General features: G+C 62.2%; 15 protein-coding genes and 1 pseudogene. 6 read left to right on the top strand and 10 right to left on the bottom strand.

Annotation, left to right across the window (positions count from 1 at the left end; all coding sequences use genetic code 11):
• Positions 1 to 34: 34 nt before the first annotated feature.
• A complete protein-coding gene (gene pyrF / locus ACTJKS_RS00910) occupies positions 35 to 733 on the bottom strand; it encodes an orotidine-5'-phosphate decarboxylase (protein WP_041073746.1) in 699 nt (232 codons plus the stop codon).
• A 295-nt stretch (positions 734 to 1,028) separates the two neighbouring features.
• Here pyrF and ACTJKS_RS00905 point away from each other — a divergent pair, with 295 nt between their 5' ends.
• From ACTJKS_RS00905 to xopAW, 3 genes are all read left to right on the top strand, one after another.
• A complete protein-coding gene (locus tag ACTJKS_RS00905; RefSeq protein WP_041073744.1) occupies positions 1,029 to 1,778 on the top strand; it encodes a response regulator in 750 nt (249 codons plus the stop codon).
• A complete protein-coding gene (locus ACTJKS_RS00900) occupies positions 1,778 to 2,827 on the top strand; it encodes a sensor histidine kinase (RefSeq protein ID WP_108183506.1) in 1,050 nt (349 codons plus the stop codon). Before ACTJKS_RS00905 ends, ACTJKS_RS00900 begins: the two co-directional genes overlap by 1 nt.
• Before the next feature lie 145 nt (positions 2,828 to 2,972).
• Positions 2,973 to 3,824 (top strand): XopAW family type III secretion system calcium-binding effector, encoded by an 852-nt coding sequence (gene xopAW / locus ACTJKS_RS00895; protein ID WP_262949601.1) that lies wholly within the window; start codon positions 2,973 to 2,975, stop codon positions 3,822 to 3,824.
• Between the two features lie 1,108 nt (positions 3,825 to 4,932).
• Here xopAW and ACTJKS_RS00890 read toward each other — a convergent pair.
• The 9 genes and pseudogenes from ACTJKS_RS00890 to ACTJKS_RS00850 form a co-directional block, all read right to left on the bottom strand.
• Positions 4,933 to 5,973 carry an AI-2E family transporter gene (locus tag ACTJKS_RS00890; protein WP_108183508.1) on the bottom strand — a complete coding sequence of 347 codons (1,041 nt, stop codon included), beginning with the start codon at positions 5,971 to 5,973 and terminating at the stop codon, positions 4,933 to 4,935.
• 69 nt (positions 5,974 to 6,042) lie between these two features.
• A complete protein-coding gene (locus ACTJKS_RS00885; protein WP_108183509.1) occupies positions 6,043 to 6,849 on the bottom strand; it encodes a DUF4892 domain-containing protein in 807 nt (268 codons plus the stop codon).
• A gap of 115 nt (positions 6,850 to 6,964) precedes the next feature.
• Positions 6,965 to 7,819 carry an alpha/beta hydrolase gene (locus ACTJKS_RS00880; RefSeq protein WP_108183510.1) on the bottom strand — a complete coding sequence of 285 codons (855 nt, stop codon included), beginning with the start codon at positions 7,817 to 7,819 and terminating at the stop codon, positions 6,965 to 6,967.
• Entirely contained in the window at positions 7,816 to 8,622 is an 807-nt protein-coding gene (locus ACTJKS_RS00875) for an alpha/beta fold hydrolase (protein WP_108183511.1), read from the bottom strand. The genes ACTJKS_RS00880 and ACTJKS_RS00875 overlap by 4 nt, the downstream gene beginning before the upstream one ends.
• Positions 8,623 to 8,822: 200 nt before the next feature.
• Positions 8,823 to 9,266 carry a hotdog fold thioesterase gene (locus tag ACTJKS_RS00870; RefSeq protein ID WP_108183512.1) on the bottom strand — a complete coding sequence of 148 codons (444 nt, stop codon included), beginning with the start codon at positions 9,264 to 9,266 and terminating at the stop codon, positions 8,823 to 8,825.
• A gap of 31 nt (positions 9,267 to 9,297) precedes the next feature.
• Positions 9,298 to 10,943, bottom strand: a pseudogene (locus tag ACTJKS_RS00865) (AMP-binding protein).
• Between the two features lie 155 nt (positions 10,944 to 11,098).
• The gene (sixA, locus tag ACTJKS_RS00860) at positions 11,099 to 11,551 is read right to left on the bottom strand and encodes a phosphohistidine phosphatase SixA (RefSeq protein WP_108183514.1); all 453 of its coding nucleotides are present in this window, start codon (positions 11,549 to 11,551) and stop codon (positions 11,099 to 11,101) included.
• Entirely contained in the window at positions 11,548 to 11,895 is a 348-nt protein-coding gene (locus ACTJKS_RS00855) for a DUF4389 domain-containing protein (protein ID WP_007968953.1), read from the bottom strand. The genes sixA and ACTJKS_RS00855 overlap by 4 nt, the downstream gene beginning before the upstream one ends.
• Positions 11,896 to 11,913: 18 nt before the next feature.
• A complete protein-coding gene (locus ACTJKS_RS00850; protein ID WP_108183515.1) occupies positions 11,914 to 12,939 on the bottom strand; it encodes an NAD(P)H-dependent glycerol-3-phosphate dehydrogenase in 1,026 nt (341 codons plus the stop codon).
• A 196-nt stretch (positions 12,940 to 13,135) separates the two neighbouring features.
• Between ACTJKS_RS00850 and ACTJKS_RS00845 the strand changes: the two genes are divergently transcribed.
• Genes ACTJKS_RS00845 through ACTJKS_RS00835 form a run of 3 tightly spaced genes read left to right on the top strand, consistent with a single transcriptional unit; the run spans position 13,136 to position 18,094 of the window.
• Positions 13,136 to 15,259: a TonB-dependent receptor plug domain-containing protein gene (locus tag ACTJKS_RS00845; RefSeq protein ID WP_108183516.1), complete on the top strand. Its 2,124-nt coding sequence runs from the start codon at positions 13,136 to 13,138 to the stop codon at positions 15,257 to 15,259.
• 1 nt (position 15,260) lies between these two features.
• Positions 15,261 to 16,193: an ABC transporter substrate-binding protein gene (locus ACTJKS_RS00840; RefSeq protein WP_108183517.1), complete on the top strand. Its 933-nt coding sequence runs from the start codon at positions 15,261 to 15,263 to the stop codon at positions 16,191 to 16,193.
• Positions 16,190 to 18,094 (top strand): response regulator, encoded by a 1,905-nt coding sequence (locus ACTJKS_RS00835; protein WP_108183518.1) that lies wholly within the window; start codon positions 16,190 to 16,192, stop codon positions 18,092 to 18,094. Before ACTJKS_RS00840 ends, ACTJKS_RS00835 begins: the two co-directional genes overlap by 4 nt.
• Positions 18,095 to 18,105 lie beyond the last annotated feature (11 nt).

Raw genomic sequence — 18,105 nt, 5'->3', positions numbered from 1 at the left:
TCCTACAGGTAATCCTAATACCTGCGGAAACTGATCAGGCCAGTTCGGCCACGACCGACGCCAGGGCCTTGGCTGGATCCGCCGCCTGGCTGATCGGACGGCCGATCACCAGGTAATCGGAACCGGCATCCAGTGCCTGACGCGGGGTCAGGATACGGCGCTGATCGTCCTGCGCACTACCCGCCGGGCGAATCCCCGGGGTCACCAGTTGCAGCGAAGGATGCGCCGACTTCAGTGCGGTAGCTTCCAGCGCCGAGCACACCAGACCGTCCATTCCGGCCTTCTCGGCCAGCGCGGCCAGACGCAGCACCTGTTCCTGCGGCTCGATGTCCAGACCGATGCCGGCCAGGTCTTCACGTTCCATGCTGGTCAGCACGGTCACGCCGATCAGCAGCGGTTGCGGGCCGCTGCGCTTGGAGAGTTCCTCACGGCAGGCCGCCATCATGCGCAGGCCACCGGAGCAATGCACGTTGACCATCCACACGCCCATCTCGGCAGCGGCTTTCACGGCCATCGCGGTAGTGTTGGGAATGTCATGGAATTTCAGGTCGAGGAACACCTCGAAGCCTTTGTCACGCAGGGTGCCGACGATTTCCGAGGCGCAACTGGTGAACAGTTCCTTGCCCACTTTGACCCGGCACAGTTTCGGGTCCAACTGGTCGGCCAGCTTCAGTGCGGCGTCACGGGTAGGGAAATCCAGGGCGACGATGATAGGAGTCTGGCAGGCGGACATGGATGGGCTCTCAGGCAAGTCGAAATCGGCGCGCATTGTAGCGGAAGCGGCGACGGCGCGGCACCCGATGATCGGTAAATCGTCGCCGCAACCGTGATCAGCATAGCGCTCGCGGCTATTGTGTCGAACCCGATACACAACCGACACGCCGCCAACATGCGCCCGCGCTAGCCTCGCCAGCCGCAACACGTCCTTACATCAGCACTTCCCGCCTCACGGCAGGACGCCTATGCTGAAACCACCACCTCGCAGCCCATCTTTGTGGTTGGCGGCCTACTGGCAGATGAACAGCCCCATGCACAACACCCAAACGACCGTGACTGATGAGCAGAAAGACGACAAGCGCTGGAGCATCCGCGCGCTGATCGTCGATGACGATGTGCCGATCCGCGAGCTGATGATCGACTACCTCGCGCGCTTCAACATCCACGCCAGCGGCGTCACCGACGGCGCAGCCATGCGCCAGGCGATGCAGGCCGAACATTTCGACGTGGTGGTGCTCGACCTGATGCTGCCCGGCGAAGACGGCCTGTCGCTGTGCCGCTGGCTGCGTGCCGAATCGGACATCCCGATCCTCATGCTCACCGCCCGCTGCGAACCCACCGACCGTATCATCGGCCTGGAACTGGGCGCCGACGACTACATGGCCAAACCGTTCGAGCCACGGGAACTGGTGGCGCGGATCCAGACCATCCTGCGCCGGGTGCGCGATGACCGCACCGAACAGCGGGCCAACATCCGCTTCGACAACTGGCGCCTGAACAGCGTGCTGCGTCAGCTGATTGCCGACGATGGTCTGGTGGTGCCGCTGTCCAATGCCGAATTCCGCTTGCTTTGGGTGTTCATTGAACGCCCGCGCCGGGTACTCAGCCGCGAACAACTGCTGGATGCCGCCCGGGGCCGTTCGATCGAAGCGTTCGACCGCAGCATCGATTTGCTGGTGTCGCGCCTGCGACAAAAACTCGGCGACGACCCGAAAGCCCCGCAGTTGATCAAGACCGTGCGCGGCGAAGGTTACCTGTTCGACGCGCGGGATATCGGCTGATGCGAGGGCGCTTCGACACGCTGTTCGGCCGCCTGTTTGGCATGCTGTTCGTGGCGATCGTCCTGGCGCATCTGCTGGCCTTTGCCTGGTTTCACCACTACGGCCCGCCCCCACCGCCGCCCCCGCCGGAATTTGCCGAGGGCGTCGACGGCCAACGGCCGCCGCCGGATCCGCGTTTCGCCCATCGCCCGCCACGTCCGTGGTTCGGCGGGCCGCTGGTGCCGCTGACGTTCCAGTTCATCTCGCTGATGATTGCTGCGTGGTACGGCGCCAAACTGCTCAGCCGACCGATCCAGCGCCTGAGCGACGCCGCCGAGCGTCTGAGCGAAAACCTCGACAGCCCACCGCTGGACGAGTCCGGACCGCGTGAGGCACGGCAAGCGGCGCACACCTTCAATCTGATGCAACAACGCATCCGCGAACAGGTGCAACAACGAGCACGCATGCTCGGCGCCGTCTCCCACGACCTGCGCACCCCGCTGTCGCGACTGAAACTGCGACTGGAACAGATCGACGACGAAAAACTGCAAGGCCAGATGCGCCAGGACCTCAACGACATGATCGGCATGCTCGACGCCACCCTCACCTACCTGCACGAACAACGCACCAGCGAAGCCCTGCAGTTGATGGACGTGCAGGCGCTGGTCGAATCGTTGTGCGAGAACGCTCAGGATCAAGGCGCAGACGTTGAAGTCAGCGGCCATTGCGCGCCGCTGCAGGTGCAACCGATGGCGCTGCGCTCGTGCATCAATAACCTGATGGACAATGCCCTGCGCTACGCCGGGCAGGCGCGTATCGAACTGCAGGATCAACGCGAACAACTGCTGATCCGCGTGATCGACCACGGCCCGGGCATAGCCGAAGACCAACGCGAGGCGGTGTTCGAACCCTTCTATCGCCTGGAAGGCTCCCGCAACCGCAACTCCGGCGGCGTCGGCCTGGGCATGACCATCGCCCGCGAGGCGGCGCAGCGTTTGGGCGGGCAGTTGAACCTGGAAGAAACTCCCGGCGGCGGCCTGACCGCAATCATCCGCCTGCCGCGCGCCTGAGAAGAACACCTGTCCCCCTGTGGGTTTCTGGTGTTTCCGCGACTGTGTACCACCCGGTACAAAATCCAAATACCCAGGACAACTAGCTCCTTGAGTCTGTACCAGCCGGTACACCGACCGGCTTTACAGTCCAAGGAGTGAGCCCATGATCGGTAGCGTCAGCAACTACACGAGCTATACCAGCACCAGCAGCACCCAGAACGCCCGCAGCCAGCAACTGCAAAAGCAACTGTTCGCCAAACTCGACAGCAACGGCGACGGCGCGGTGGACCAGGACGAACTGAAAAGCGCCCTGTCGCAGAAGTCCGACGACGGTTTGCTGGTCAACCTGAGCAAGCAATTCGGCGACCTGGACAGCGACGCCAGCGGCAGCCTCAGCGCCGAAGAAATGACCGCCATGGCGCCCCCTCCGCCGCCCAACGACCAGGCCCCGAACACCGACCTCGCCGACGCCCTGATCAGCGCCCTCGACACCGATGGCGACGGCGCCATCAGCAGCGACGAACTGAGCAACGGCCTCACCAGCGCCGGCAGCAGCGCCGACAGCAACCAGATCTTCTCCGCGCTGGACAAGAACAAGGACGGCACCGTCAGCCAGGACGAACTCACCACCAGCCTCACCCCGCCACCACCGCCACCGCCACCGCAGCAAACTTCCAGTGATGAACTGTTCAGCCAACTGGATGCCGATGGCGACGGCAGCATCAACGCCACCGAACTGAGCAGCGCGCTACAGACCCGCGACAACACCTCAACGACCAGCACCGACACCAGCGCCGCACTGCTCAAAGCGCTGGACAGCGACAGCAGCGGCTACGTGAGCAGCGACGAACTCAAAGCGGCGCTACAGGCAGGTCGGGAACGCCCGCCTGAAGAAAGGACCGCCAGCACCCAGACCACCAGCGAAGCGCTGAACCGGATGATTGCCAACTTGAGCAAACAGTATTCGCTGGACAATGCTGCGCCGGTGGGCAAGTACCTGAATGTGGCGACTTGAGTTGATGTAGTGATGAGTGATCGTTTCCATGCAGTGGTGTGGGAACGGTCATTTGGGTACAGCGAGAAGAGAGTGGTTGCCTGAGAGGCCTCATCGCCAGCAGGCTGGCTCCGACCGTGGGATTGGGTGTGATCAGTTAGAGATTGGTCGGCTGTCAGGCCGCCTTCGCGAGCAAGCTCGCTCCCACAGTGGGAATGGGTGCGGTCTGTTGGAAATTGGTCGGCTGTCAGGCCGCCATCGCTGGCAAGCCAGCTCCCACAGGTGGATTGGGTGTATTCAGTTGGAAATTGGTCGGCTGTCTGGCCGCCTTCGCTGGCAAGCCAGCTCCCACAGGTGGATTGGGTGCGGTCTGTTGGAGATTGGTCGGCTCGCAGGCCGCCATCGCTGGCAAGCCAGCTCCCACAGGTGGATTGGGTGTGGTCTGTTGGAAATTGGTCGGCTGTCAGGCCGCCTTCGCTGGCAAGCCAGCTCCCACAGGTGGACTGGGTGCGGTCTGTTGGAGATTGGTCGGCTCGCAGGCCGCCATCGCTGGCAAGCCAGCTCCCACAGGTGGACTGGGTGCGGTCTGTTGGAAATTGGTCGGCTGTCAGGCCGCCATCGCTGGCAAGCCAGCTCCCACAGGTGGATTGGGTGTGGTCTGTTGGAAATTGGTCGGCCCATAGGCCGCCTTCGCGAGCAAGCTCGCTCCCACAAAAAAGCAAAGCAGTCCAGGCAGACCACATGCTTTTCACCACTCAACAGGATGAGCGTTAGCTCGGCTGCAGCTCTTGATCTTGCCGTGCCGGCCCCTTCGGCAGGCTGAGTGGAGGGGTTTATCCGGGGGTGGGAGCGCAGCGACCGTTTGGCGTAGCCAAACGCATCGAGAGGAGGTGCAGCGAAGCAAACCGGAGGCGATGCCCCCGGATGAATCCCGTAACGAAGGAACCCGAGCCTAGGCGAGGGCCGTACGCCGGGGCCAAGACCTTTGCTTCCTTTGGGGCGTTTGCCAAAGGGAGTCGCTGTAAGAGCGAAACCGCCAGCCGCAACACCCGAAGCAACGGATAAACACCCAAAACCCCAAGAACCTGGTCGGCCCAGAGGCCGCCAAGTCAAACCAACCCAGCCAAATCTAAACCCGAGCCTGACTCTTACTCCAATCCGTCAACAAACTATAAGCCACCGCCAACAACGTAGGCCCGATAAACAGCCCGATAAACCCAAACGCAATCAACCCGCCAAATACCCCAAGCAACACAATCACCAACGGCAGATTCCCGCCCCGGCTGATCAGATAAGGCTTCAACACGTTATCCACGCCACTGATGATGAACGTGCCCCAGATCCCGAGAAACACCGCCATCCCGTACTCGCCCTTCCACGCCAGCCAGGCCGTCGCCGGAATCCACACCAACGGCGGCCCCATTGGAATCAGGCTCAACAGGAACGTCACGATCCCCAACACCAGCGCCCCCGGAACGCCGGCAATCAGGAACCCGATCAACGCCAGAATCGCCTGCGCCGCCGCCGTACCGATCACCCCGTTGACCACCCGCTGCACGGTGCCGGCCACCAGCTCGATGTAATACCCGGCACGCTCGCCAATCAGCCGCTCCAGCAGACCGTGCACAAACGCCGCCAGTCGCGGCCCGTCGCGATAGAAAAAGAACACGAAGACAATGCTCAGGGTCAGCTCGAGGATCCCGCCGCCGATCTGCGCACTGCGCGCGAGCAACCAGTTGCCGACCTGCCCCAGATACGGCTTGATCGACACCATCAGCGCTGCGCCCTGCTGATCGATGCTGTACCAGACCCCGACCAGCCGCTCGCCGACCAGCGGCACGCTGCCTAGCCAGGTCGGTGCTTCCGGCAGGCCGTCGACCTGTACATCCTTGATGAACGCCGTGGCATCGCGCACGTGATCGGCCAGGTTGAACCCCAGCCACACCAGTGGCGCCGCCACCAGCAGCATCCAGCCGAGGGTCAAAATAGCCGCAGCGAGCGATTCGCGGCCATTGAGCCAACGGGTCAACAGACGCATCAGCGGCCAACTGGCGAACGCCAGCACCGCCCCCCAGAACAGCGCCGACCAGAACGGCGCCATCACCCATAGGCTGGCACCAAACAGCACCAGCAGGAGGATCTGCACCAACAGCCGATCATTATTGAGCATATAAAGTCTCGAAGAAGTCAGTCGGTCAAAGCGTAGGCGAACACGCCCCGCGTGCACGTACAATGCAGCTTATCGCAACAGATCAATGCGCAGGCCAGCGCCGTCGGCGCTCCCCGCCTCCATCCGCGCCGCGCGCACGCCCTGACCGATCAATGCCTGACGCCAGGCCTCGGCCTTCGGCCCGGCGATCGTCACGCGCTGGGTGGTGTCGAGGTTCAAGCCACGGGAAATCAGTCGTAGCCAGGTGTCATCCGGGTCTCCGGTCAGCTTGGGAAAGTCCAGTTCGCCGGTGCTTTTGAGCTGTCGCAACAGCGTGGCCGAGGTCGGCAGCAACTCGCCCAACGGCGCGCTCGCTTCGAACTGTTCGACATGCAGGTAGGCTTTGCGATTGCCACGGGTGATGCTGTAGAGCGCCACCAAGGTGTTGTCCTTCGGTGCGGCCAGACGCAACAGCAGATAGGCCTGTTGCTCGTCGGCACCGTACAGCTTGGCATTGCCGAACACTTCATTGGCCCACAGGCTGCTTTCGCCACAGTCGCGGGCCTGGCACCAGAACAGCAACTCGGCGTCCTGCTTTTGCAGGGCTTCGCGAGCAGCAGTGAAGGCTTCGGTGGCGGAGTGCTCCGGGGGCAATTCGTAGGTGACCGAAGTGGTCTGGCCGCGCGCGGTGACCTGGCCGTCGAAGCGCAACTGGCCGCTGATCTTGCGGATCGAGCCCAGCGGATAGATCCGCTCGAGCTCCACCGGAGGGCGATAGTCGACAATCTGCGCATCGGCCAGGCGCGGCACGATCTGCAGATCCTGGCTGCCTGGCACATCGGCAGCGAAGAGAACGGGACTGAAACAGCACAGCGCCAACAGACTGAGTGACCGCATAGTCAGGCTCATCGGATCGGCATGGCTTGGCGGGTCGGGGTCGCAGCGGTATAGAAATCCATCGTGTTTGTCTCCCATTTCAACCCGCCCAGCCTCGACAGTTGCCCGGTGCAAGTCAAGGAATGGCGAAGAAGCGATTGAAACAGTCTGCGACAAGGTCGGCACCGGACTCATCGTTCAGGTGCAAATGATGCCCGCCCGCCAGCTGTTCCTGGCTAAAGGGTAGACGCTCCAGCAACTCCGGATGTCTGGCCAGCATGCCGTCGGCGGCTACCACCAGTTGCGCCGGACAGGTGATGCGCTGGACGAACGCCATCGCCTGTTCCTGAGTCAGGCGCAACGGCGATGGCAGAGTCAGCCGATTATCAGTGCGCCAGGTATAACCGCCGGGCACTGGCATCAGGCCGCGTTGCGCCAGCAGCTCGGCGGCTTCGCGACTGACCGCCACCAAGCCCTTCATCCGGGCTTCGATGGCACGATCGAGGGTGTTGTAGACCGGTTTGCGCTTCTCGCGCAGGTCCAGCTGCGCCTGCAAGGCCATGCCCATACGCTCGGCAGCGTTTTCGCCTTTGTCTGTAGGCGGAATCACCCCGTCGATCAACGCCAGGTGGCTGATACGCTCCGGCAACGAACCGGCCAGCACCAGCGAAACAATAGCGCCCATCGAATGCCCGAGCAGGCCAAAGCGTTTCCAGCCCAATTGCTCGGCGACCTGCAGCACATCATGGGCGTAGTCCCACAGCGCATAACCGGCGCCGTTCGGGCGATGCCCGGAATGCCCATGCCCGGCCATGTCCAGGGCAATGATGCGCAGGCCTTTGAGCCTCGGCGCCAGGCGCGCGAAGCTGTTGGCATTGTCGAGCCAGCCATGCAGGGCGATCACTGGCAGACCGTCCTCGGGGCCGAACAAGTGCGCCGCCAGTTCGATATGCGGCAGGCTCAGGCGCACTTCTTCGAAGGTCGGGCTCATGCGCAGTCCTTCTGCTGGCGGCGCTCCCAACGCGTAAACAGCTCTTTGAGCAGGCGCGCGGTGTCTTGCGGACGTTCGAGCGGGAACATGTGCCCGCCGGGCATGCTCAGGGCTTCACCCTGGGGCAGACGCCCGACGAACCGCGTGTGATGACGCATGACCACCCGGCTCTTGTGCCCGCGCACCACGGCCAGCGGCACTTTCAGCTGACGAGTGCGACCGGGACTGGTGTGCGGCACGCCGCGATAGATGCTGATTTCAGTGGCCGGATCAAAGCGCAGACGCAGCTTGTCGCCGACCGTATGCAATCCGTGCTGCAGGTAGGCATCGAAGCATTCCGGATCGAAACCGCGAAACAGGGTCTTGCCGGCAAAGTAGCTGCGCGCCGTGTCGAGGTCGGCGAACTCTTCGCGCCGCCCCAACGTACGTCCGGCCGGGGTCAGTTTGTCGATGAAGCCGAAGCGCTTGGCCGCGCGGATCACCCACTGGTCTGTGCGAGTCAGCACCGGCGAGTCGAGCATGACCACGCCGCGATACAGCTCAGGGCAACGCAACGCCGCGTGCAGGTGCAACACACCGCCAAAGGAATGGCCGACGCCCCACACCGGTTGATCCTGCTGCTGCAAATGGTGGATCAGTTCGTCGACCAGGTTGTACCAGTTGTCGTCCGCCGGGAAACGCGGGTCATGGGCATGCTGCTCCAGATGCGCAACCCGGTACTCGGGCGCCAGCGCCGCGAACAACTTGCCGTAGGTGCCCGAGGGAAACCCGTTGGCGTGGGCGAAAAAGATCGGTTGCGACATGCGGACTTATCCATGAACGGGAAAACGTGATGTTGATTGTCCGTAAGACCGGGATCGGCAGCAATGACCATAACTGCCAGAAAGGGTGGTGGAGATGTCGTGAAAAGCAAAAGATCGCAGGCTGCGCCAGCTCCTGCATTGGAATCGCTTACATTCTGTAGGAGCTGGCGCAGCCTGCGATCTTTTGATCTTATGGATCGTCACCGCAGCGGCGGCTGCTCACCCAACGGCACCACCGCCATGGTCAAACGCGAGACGCAACTGGCCTTGCCTTCATCGCTGGTCAGGCGAATGTCCCAGACATGCGTGGTGCGACCGATGTGAATTGGCGAAGCCACTGCGTTCACCCGCCCGCTGCGCAAACCGCGCAGATGGTTGGCATTGATCTCCAGCCCCACGCAATAGAATTTGCTGGCATCGATGCACAGGTAACTGGCCATGGAACCGACGGTTTCCGCCAGCACCACCGAAGCGCCGCCGTGCAGCAGACCATAAGGCTGATGGGTGCGGTGGTCGATGACCATGCTCGCCGTCAACGACGCTTCGTCGAAGGACTCAAAGCGGATATCCAGCACTTCGCCGATAGTGTTTTTCTGGATTGCGTTCAACTGCTCGATGTTCGGAGTGGTGCGCCACAAGGTCATCGCAGGCTTCCTTTGTTGTTTTGATCGTCACTCAATCCTGCCACAGCACCGCCTCGCTGCGCGCGCTCCATTCTTCAAACCGCGCACCGTAAGTGTCTTCGATGACGTTGCGCTTGATCTTCAAGGTCGGCGTGAGAAAGCCGTTTTCCACCGCCCAGCTGTCCTTGACCACCACCAGTCGGCGCAGGCGCTCGTGCTTGTCGAGCACGGCGTTGACCTCTTCGAGCAGCTTCTCCAGGCTCGAATGCAGACTCGCCCGCGCCTCCTCCTGATTGACGTTCGACAGCACGCACAAGCCCAGCGGCGCACTCAGGCCATCGCCAACCACGCAGACCTGTTCGATCCGCGAATGCACCGCCAGCCGGTTTTCAATCGGCGCCGGGGCCACGTATTTGCCTTTGCTGGTCTTGAAGATTTCCTTGAGCCGGCCGGTCAGGCGCAAACGCCCCTCGGCATCCTGTTCGCCCTTGTCACCAGTACGCAGGAAGCCGTCCTCGGTGAGGGTCTCGGCGGTTTTCTGCGGCTCCTTGAAATAGCCAAGCATGTTCGCCTGACTGCGCACCTGTACCTCACCGGACTCGTCGATCCGCACCTCGACCTCCGGGCACGGCTTGCCGATCCAGCCTTGCTTGTACTGACCCGGCAGACAGATGTGCGAATAGCCGCAACTCTCGGTCATGCCATACACCTCCAGCACATCGAGGCCGAGTTTCCGATACCAGCTGAGCAGGGTCTGNCCGCACCGGACAGGGCAACGCGCAAGGCATCAAGGCCCAACCCGGCCAACACCTTGTGCCCGACCCGCTTGCCAATAAATGGCAGGCCAAGCAGGAAATCCAGGCGCTTGGCCGGGATCTTGCCGTACACGCCCATCTGGAATTTGGTCCAGATGCGCGGCACCCCGAACATCGCCGTGGGCCGCGCCCGCTGCAGATCGGTGATGAAGGTGTCGAGGCTTTCGGCGAAGAACACGGTCTGCCCGGTGTAGATCGAGGCCAGCTCAACGAACATGCGTTCGGCGACATGGCACAGCGGCAGGTACGACAGCAGCCGGTCTTGCTCGTTAAGCCCGAACAGTTGCGTGCCGCGAGTCGTGGCGAACCCCAGATTGGCAAAACTGTGCATCACGCCTTTGGGCAACCCGGTGGTGCCGGAGGTGTAGATGATGGTTGCCAGTTGTCCGCCTGGCGGGCGCGGATCGTCACGGATTGGCGAGCTTTTCTGCAGGTCGTCCCAGGTGAAATCGAACTCACCGGGCGGATGCAGCGGCAGGCTGATGGTGGGCAAGCCCGCCGGTATCCCGGCAGACATGCCCGGCCAGTCATCGAGCTTGCCGATGATCGCCAGCACGCTTTCCGAATGTGTCAGGACCTGATTCACCGAGTCTGCCGTGAGGTTGGGATACAGCGGCACCGAGACGTGTCCGGCCATCCAGATCGCCAGATCGGCAATGATCCAGTGCGCGCAGTTTTTCGAGATCAGTGCAATGTGGCTGCCTTGCGGCAATTCCCGTGCGCGCAGCCAGTGCGCGGCGCAACGGGCCTGATGGCCGACATCGGCCCAGGTCAGCGTCTCGACCTGCCCGCCGCCAATGGGCTGCACCAGAAAACGCTGGCGCGGATGCCGGGCCTCACGCTCGTAGAACACGTCCAGCGGCAAACGGAAGGCGGCAGACATGTGACTCGCTCCTGTTTTTTGGGTCTGGAGCAAGCGTAGTCAACCAAGCAAGTGCTTGGTTGGATTTTTTACCAAAAGAAACAAGATCAAAAGATCGCAGCCTGCGGCAGCTCCTACACGGATCAATNGCTGCCGCAGGCTGCGATCTTTTGCTGTTAAGGGTGCTTGAGGCTGTTGAGGGTCATCGAGCCAATCAACAACTCAGGACTTTCCAATTCGGCCAGGCCAGCGGTGCCGACCTTCTCCGGCGGATAACCGGCGCCGTGCTGCAGATAGCTGAGCAGATTGCCCACCAGCGGGTTATGGCTGACCAGCAGCACATTGCTCACCGACACCAACTGATCGGTGACCTTGTCCGGATCGCTCTCCGGCGTCAGCCAATCGACGGTGCGGATCTCCGGCTCGAAACCCAGAGCCTCGCGAACGATCTGCGCAGTCTGTTGTGCGCGCAGATAAGGGCTGGCGTAAATCGCCGTCAGCGGCTGACCGATCAATCGGGCTGCGCTGCTCAAGGCCTCTTGGCGACCGTGTGCGGTCAGTTCCCGTTCGGAGTCGGGGCACGAGCCATAAGGCACGGCCTCACCGTGACGCAATACCCAGAGTTTCATAGCTTGGGTTCCTCATCGCGGGCCGGATGCGGGGCTGGCGGCACGGCGTGCGGCGCCTCGCCTTCCGGGGCACGCGGGGTCGGCCAGTCGGCGAACGGCCAGGGTTTCTGGTCGCTGTGAAAGCTGCCGAAGCGACCGATCTGCGCGAGGAACTGGCTCAGACTGTCGCCGAAGTTCATCAGACTGGCGCTCGGCGCGCCGTAAATCAAACGATAGATCAGTTGCACCAGCACCACCGCGCCGAGGATGAACTGCGCCACTTGCCAGACCAGCACGTAGACGATCATCCACAACACCCGCAGGAGGATGGATTCGTACTTGGCTTCGGTTTTCGGATCGTTCATGGCTCGCTTCCTGTTGAATCAGTTGAAACCGCTGGTGGAAATAAAGTCGACGTCGGTTTTCGGCTCGGCCCGCATCAGTAGACCGATCACCTGCTCCAGCGTGCGTCCTTCAAACAGAATCGCATGCAGCCCGGCGACCAGCGGCATGTACACGCCAACCTCCTGGGACTTGGCCTTGAGCACCTTCAGGGTGTTCACGCCTTCGGCGACTTCGCCCAGACGCGACACCGCTTCATCAAGGCTCAAGCCCTGACCGAGGGCAAACCCGACCTGATAGTTGCGGCTCTTCGGCGACGAGCAGGTGACGATCAGATCACCGACCCCGGCCAGACCGAGGAAGGTCATCGGGTTGGCGCCCTGGTTCACCGCGAACCGGGTCATCTCGGCCAGGGCGCGAGTAATTAGCATGCTCTTGGTGTTCTCGCCCATCTCCAGCGCTACCGCCATGCCGGCGATGATCGCGTAGACGTTCTTCAACGCGCCGCCCAGTTCGACACCGAAACGGTCAGCACTGGCGTAAACGCGGAAAGTGCGACCATGCAACGCAGCCTGTACCGCTTTGCAGAGTTCTTCGTCTTCGCTGGCAACCACCGTGGCGGTCAGCGCGTGCTCGGCGATCTCACGCGCCAGGTTCGGCCCGGACAGCACACCGATGCGCGCCTGCGGGGCGATCTCTTCGAGGATCTGGCTCATCAGTTTGAAGGTGTGGGCTTCGATGCCCTTGGTCAGGCTGACCAGCATCTTGCCGCTCAAGCGCACGGCGTGGGCGGCCAACACCGTGCGCAATGCGCTCGACGGCAGCGCGACGAAGCACAGCTCGCAGGCGTCGAGGGTGGCCTGCAGGTCCGTGACCGCAGTCACTCCCGGCAGAATTTTGATGCCTTTGAGGTAACGCGGATTCTCGCGATTGACCCGGATGGCCTCGGCCTGCTCGGGGTCGCGCATCCACTGCAGGACTTGATGGCCGTTCTCGGCCAAAAGATTGGCCACGGCGGTACCAAAACTTCCGCCTCCCAGGACCGCAATCGGGCGCTGTTCAGTCATATGCAATCCGTTAATCCATACCAGTGGCGATGCCGGCATTATACGGGGCGACCGGAGCGCGGCCAGCCCCTGCGTCAATTACCGACACTTGTAGGAAGAAGACCAATAAAACCTAGGAAAATGCCTACATCGTGACTGGAAAAGTCACTGTGCTCGGTTAACATGCGCGCCAATTCTTTGTGATCAAGGCTGTGTCGTGTCTTTTGGCTCTCCCCCCTCACGTTCGTCCCTGTTGCTGGCGCTGCTGTTCAGCCCGGTGTTGCAGGCGGACGACCTGTTTGTCGACAGCGAAACGCTGCCGCAGGTGCTGACGGCCACACGCCTGAAACAGACACCGGCGGAAGTGCCGGGGAGCATGACCGTACTCGACAGTGAACTGATCAACGCCAGTGGCGCCCGCGATATCAGTGAGTTGCTGCGGCTGGTGCCGGGAATGATGGTCGGCAACATCAGCGGCAATCAGGCGGCGGTCAACTATCACGGGACCAACGCCAGCGAAGCGCGGCGCATGCAGGTGCTGATTGATGGCCGCTCGGTGTACCGCGCGGGCCTGGCCACGGTGGACTGGAGTGATATTCCGGTGGCCATGGAAGACATCGAGCGGATCGAGGTTTTCCGTGGGCCGAACACGGTCAGCTACGGCGCCAACGCGCTGATGGCGGTGGTCAACATCATCACCCGCAACCCGGCAGACAGCCACGGCACACGCCTGAAGTACACCCGTGGCCAGCGCGGCATCAACGATTTCTATGCCAGCCAGGGTACGGGCTGGAACGGCGGCGACTTGCGCCTGTCGCTGTCCGGCCAGGAAGACGATGGCTTCGACAGCGACCGCACCGGCGCCGATTACCGCGACAGCCGCCGTTTGAACCGCTTCAGCCTCGCCGTCAGCCAGACTCTGAGTGACAACCAGAGCCTCGACTGGCAGGTCAATGCAAAGGACGGTACCAACCAGCGGCCTTATACCTACCGCCCGGTGTTCTCGGGGATTACCGCTGCCGGGAACAATTCCGACGTGATCGCCAAGGATTACGCCGGCTCGGTGCGCTGGAATCTCGACATCAATCCCGAACACAGCCTTTATATACAAGGCTCGGCGCAGCACTGGGATCGCCAGCAAGTGTGGCGCGCCTGCGATGCCGAAGTGTCGTTCAGCCCGCAACTGACCCAACTGTGGCAGCTCAACCCGAACTACACCGAACGCCTGGCACGCAACATCACCCGCTTCACCGGCCCTGGCGCCGCGCCGGGTACCCCGCAGGAAATGGCCCTGGCCAATCAAGTGCTGGATCAGTGGCGCAACGGTGCCAGCCAGACCCTGTGCGGCGACATCGACCAAAGCGCCCGCGAGTCGCGCTACGATCTGGAATTGCAGGACACCCTCAGCCTGTCCGACAGCCTGCGACTGGTCAGCGGCATGAACTATCGTTACGACCGGGCCGACTCCGAGACCTACTTCAACGGCACGCTGGACGACACCACCTGGCGTGCGTTCGGCCAATTGGAATGGCGTGCCAGTGAACACTGGCTGTTGCAGGGCGGCGCCATGTTTGAAAACACCCAACTGATCGGCAGTTCGCTGACGCCTCGGTTCGCCGTCAACTACCTGATCAACCCACGCCATGGCCTGCGCGCGGTGTACTCGGAGGCGATCCGCTCGCCGGACATGTTCGAGAACAACGTTAACTGGAGCTATCAGGTGAGCAACCTGCGGCCGTCCGCCTATGGCCAGTCTTCGGCGCGCTACTTCGTCAAGACCCGTGGCCCGGGCAATCTCGATCAGGAACACATTCGCTCGCGCGAGTTGGGCTACAACGGCTATTTCGCCGAGTGGGGGCTGGCCGTGGACGTGAAGCTGTTCTACGACGAAATCACCGGAATGATCAGCGAGCCGCTGCGTAACAACCAGTACATCGCCAGCAACGCCAACAGCTCGCGCTTTCGCGGCAGCGAAACCCAGCTCGACTGGCGCCTGAGCATGATTGATCGCCTGCGCTTCACTTATGCCTACGTCGATGCCGAGGCGAGCAATCCGCTGGATCAGCAATTCACCTCGCGCAACAGCGGTTCTGCCGGCTGGCTGCGCGACTGGGGCCATGGCTGGAACAGCGCCCTGTTCTATTACGGCGACAACGCGCTCAACGGCTACCGCTTCGAACGGGTCGACACGCGCATCGCCAAACGCATCCCGCTGGGCAAGGCGCAACTGCAACTGGCCGGCGTGCTGCAGCAGCGGCTCGACAACCAGCCGACCACTTTCGTCGACAACAATTACGACGAGCGCCGGGTGCTGTATTTCAGCGCCGAGCTGGAGTTCTAGGGTGCGCTACGCCACGGCAAACAAGACGCCCACCCTTGGCCACTGGCTGGCGGGTGCCTGTCTGTTCTTGACCGCGTGGCTGCACGGCATGGCGGTGCAAGCTGCCGATATTCTGTTGACCGGTGCCGAAGAAAGCCCCGGGGTGCAAGCCTTCGTCCAGGCCCTGAGCGAGCTGCGCCCCACTGACAACGTGCGGTTTCAGCCACTGGCCAGCCTGCCGGCGCCGGGCAAGTTGCCGGGCAATTTGCGGATGATTCTGCTCGATCTGCCCAGTCTCGATTGGCGCCTGCAGGAGTCTCAGGGGCCGGCGACGCTGGTGTTGCGCATCAGCCGACTGCAAGCGCGGCAACGCCTGGGTGGCGCACAACCGCCGCACTTGAGTCTGCTGTGGAGCGACCCGCCGCTGGGGCGGCAACTGCAACTGATTCGGCGGATTCTGCCGCAGGTGCGCCGGGTCGGCGTACTGTTCGACCAACACAGCGAATTCCTGCTCAAAGAACTGCATCAGGCCGCAGCGCCGCTGAATCTGCAAATCGTCAGCCAGCGCTGGGACAACACCCAAGACAGTCGCCCGCTGCAAAGCGTGCTGAGAAACAGCGAGGTGCTGCTGGGCCTCGACGACCCCGACCTGTACAACCCGAAAACCGTGAAAAACCTGTTGCTCAGCAGTTACTCCCGGCAAGTGGCACTGATCGGGCCGAACGTTGCGTTCGTGCGTGCCGGCAGCCTCGCCAGCACTTACAGCGATCAGCCCGACTGGCTGGCGATCCTTGACCAGTTGCTCGATCGCCCGCCGGCGACGTGGCCGCGCACGCTCTACCCCGATCGTTTCAAGGTCTCAAGTAATGTGCAGGTCGCTCGTTCCCTCGGTATCGAGCCAATCGATGATGCGTCTGTAGCCCGCCAGTTGGCTGAAGGAGAAAGCCACCCATGAATCTGCGTCGCCGCTGGGACATCAACACCCGCACGCAATTGATCAGCCTCGGCCCGGCCCTGCTGCTCACGCTGCTGCTGATCAGTTTCTTTACCTTCGTGCGGATTCAGGATTTGCGGCAGGAGCTCAATCACACCGGGCAACTGATCGCCAACCAACTGGCGCCCGCCACCGAGTACGGAGTGATTTCCGGCAACAACGAAGTGCTGGAAAGCCTGCTCAAAGCGACCCTGGCCACACCAAACGTACGTTTCCTGGAAGTACAGGACAGCGCCAACCGGATCCTGGCCTACGTAGAACAGGCCGCCGATGCGCACAACCGACCGCATCAGGTCGAGGTGTTTCAGGCCCCGGTGCGCCTGCAACGGATCGCCCTCAACAGTGATTTTTTCCACGACGCCAAAGCCAGCAATAACGTGACCAGCGAGGACTATCTGGGCCGGGTGATCGTCGGCCTGTCCAACGATGCCTTCAGTCAGCGCCAGCAGGAAATTCTGTTCAAGGCCGGGATTCTGGCGTTGTTCGCCCTGCTCTTCACGTTTGTGCTGGCGCGGCGTCTGGCCGGCAGCCTGTCGGCGCCGATCCGCGATATCGGCAACGCGGTCAAGGCGATTCAGCAAGGCGACTACAAGACCCCGCTGCCAATCGTCGACGACACTGAATTGGGCGCGCTGTCGCAACACATCAACAACCTCGCCCAGGCACTGGAACAGGCCAGCCGCGAACAGCATCAGGCGATGGCGCAACTGATCCAGACCCGCGAAGAAGCGGAAAAGGCCAACAATGCCAAATCCGATTTCCTGGCGATGATGAGCCACGAACTGCGTACGCCCATGAACGGTGTGCTGGGCATGTTGCAGTTGCTGGAAACCACGGACATGACCGAGGAGCAGATCGAGTACGCGGCGCTCGCTTCGGAGTCGACCGAACATCTGCTGAAAGTCATCAACGACATCCTCGACTTCTCGCGGATCGAACGCTCGGAGCTGGAGCTTGAGCATATCCCGTTCAACCTCGCCGACCTGATCGGCGCGTGTGCCCAGTCGTTCCAGCACAGCGCTGTGCAGCGTGGCCTGGAGCTGAACCTGCGGATCCCCGAGGACATGCGCGCGTTGCAGGTGCAGGGCGACCCGACGCGGATCCGGCAGATTCTGGTTAACCTGGTGGGCAATGCCTTGAAGTTCACCGAGCGTGGCCGGGTCAGTATCGAAGCGCAATGGCAGGCGCTGGATCACGAACTGCTGTGGTTCACCTGTTCGGTGCGTGACAGCGGCATCGGCATCTCCTCGGAAAGTCTGGAGTTGATGTTCAATGCGTTCCAGCAGGCCGACAGTTCGATTTCCCGGCGCTATGGCGGCACCGGCCTCGGCCTGCCGATCGCCCGCACCCTGGCCGAACGCATGGGCGGGACGTTGCGCGCGCAAAGTGAAGAAGGCCTGGGCTCGGTGTTCACTCTGGAAATCCCGCTGGCTTTATATAAGCAGTCGCTGCCGCAACTGGCGGCACCGCGCGCAGCCAATGGCAATGGGCATGGTGAGGGGCGCAATGTGCTGCTGGTGGAGGACAACCCGGTCAACCAGACGGTCATTGAAGCCATGCTGCGCAGCCTCGGCTTTACTGTCAGCGTTGCCACCGATGGCGCGCAGGCGGTGCGCAGCGCTGAAGGCAATGATTTCGAAGTGATTCTGATGGACTGCCGGCTGCCGATCATCGACGGCTATGAGGCGACCCGGCAGATTCGCCAACTGCCTGGACGCGGCGAGGTGCCGATCATCGCACTGACCGCCAACGCCTTGCAGGGCGACCGCGAAACTTGCCTTTCGGCGGGCATGAACGATTACCTGGCGAAGCCGTTCAAACGCAATGACCTACAACAGATTCTGCAGCGCTGGGTGCAGTAGTGACGGTTTTT

Source organism: Pseudomonas sp. 22189 (assembly GCF_052045635.1).
Lineage (GTDB): Bacteria > Pseudomonadota > Gammaproteobacteria > Pseudomonadales > Pseudomonadaceae > Aquipseudomonas > Aquipseudomonas parakoreensis.
This window is presented reverse-complemented; position numbering and strand designations above follow the sequence as displayed.

Bases quoted from the DNA above. Each gene is read 5' to 3' on its own strand.
- pyrF (WP_041073746.1), bottom strand. From the start codon at position 733: ATGTCCGCCTGCCAGACTCCTATCATCGTCGCCCTGGATTTCCCTACC.
- ACTJKS_RS00905 (WP_041073744.1), top strand. From the start codon at position 1,029: ATGCACAACACCCAAACGACCGTGACTGATGAGCAGAAAGACGACAAG.
- ACTJKS_RS00900 (WP_108183506.1), top strand. From the start codon at position 1,778: ATGCGAGGGCGCTTCGACACGCTGTTCGGCCGCCTGTTTGGCATGCTG.
- xopAW (WP_262949601.1), top strand. From the start codon at position 2,973: ATGATCGGTAGCGTCAGCAACTACACGAGCTATACCAGCACCAGCAGC.
- ACTJKS_RS00890 (WP_108183508.1), bottom strand. From the start codon at position 5,973: ATGCTCAATAATGATCGGCTGTTGGTGCAGATCCTCCTGCTGGTGCTG.
- ACTJKS_RS00885 (WP_108183509.1), bottom strand. From the start codon at position 6,849: ATGCGGTCACTCAGTCTGTTGGCGCTGTGCTGTTTCAGTCCCGTTCTC.
- ACTJKS_RS00880 (WP_108183510.1), bottom strand. From the start codon at position 7,819: ATGAGCCCGACCTTCGAAGAAGTGCGCCTGAGCCTGCCGCATATCGAA.
- ACTJKS_RS00875 (WP_108183511.1), bottom strand. From the start codon at position 8,622: ATGTCGCAACCGATCTTTTTCGCCCACGCCAACGGGTTTCCCTCGGGC.
- ACTJKS_RS00870 (WP_108183512.1), bottom strand. From the start codon at position 9,266: ATGACCTTGTGGCGCACCACTCCGAACATCGAGCAGTTGAACGCAATC.
- sixA (WP_108183514.1), bottom strand. From the start codon at position 11,551: ATGAAACTCTGGGTATTGCGTCACGGTGAGGCCGTGCCTTATGGCTCG.
- ACTJKS_RS00855 (WP_007968953.1), bottom strand. From the start codon at position 11,895: ATGAACGATCCGAAAACCGAAGCCAAGTACGAATCCATCCTCCTGCGG.
- ACTJKS_RS00850 (WP_108183515.1), bottom strand. From the start codon at position 12,939: ATGACTGAACAGCGCCCGATTGCGGTCCTGGGAGGCGGAAGTTTTGGT.
- ACTJKS_RS00835 (WP_108183518.1), top strand. From the start codon at position 16,190: ATGAATCTGCGTCGCCGCTGGGACATCAACACCCGCACGCAATTGATC.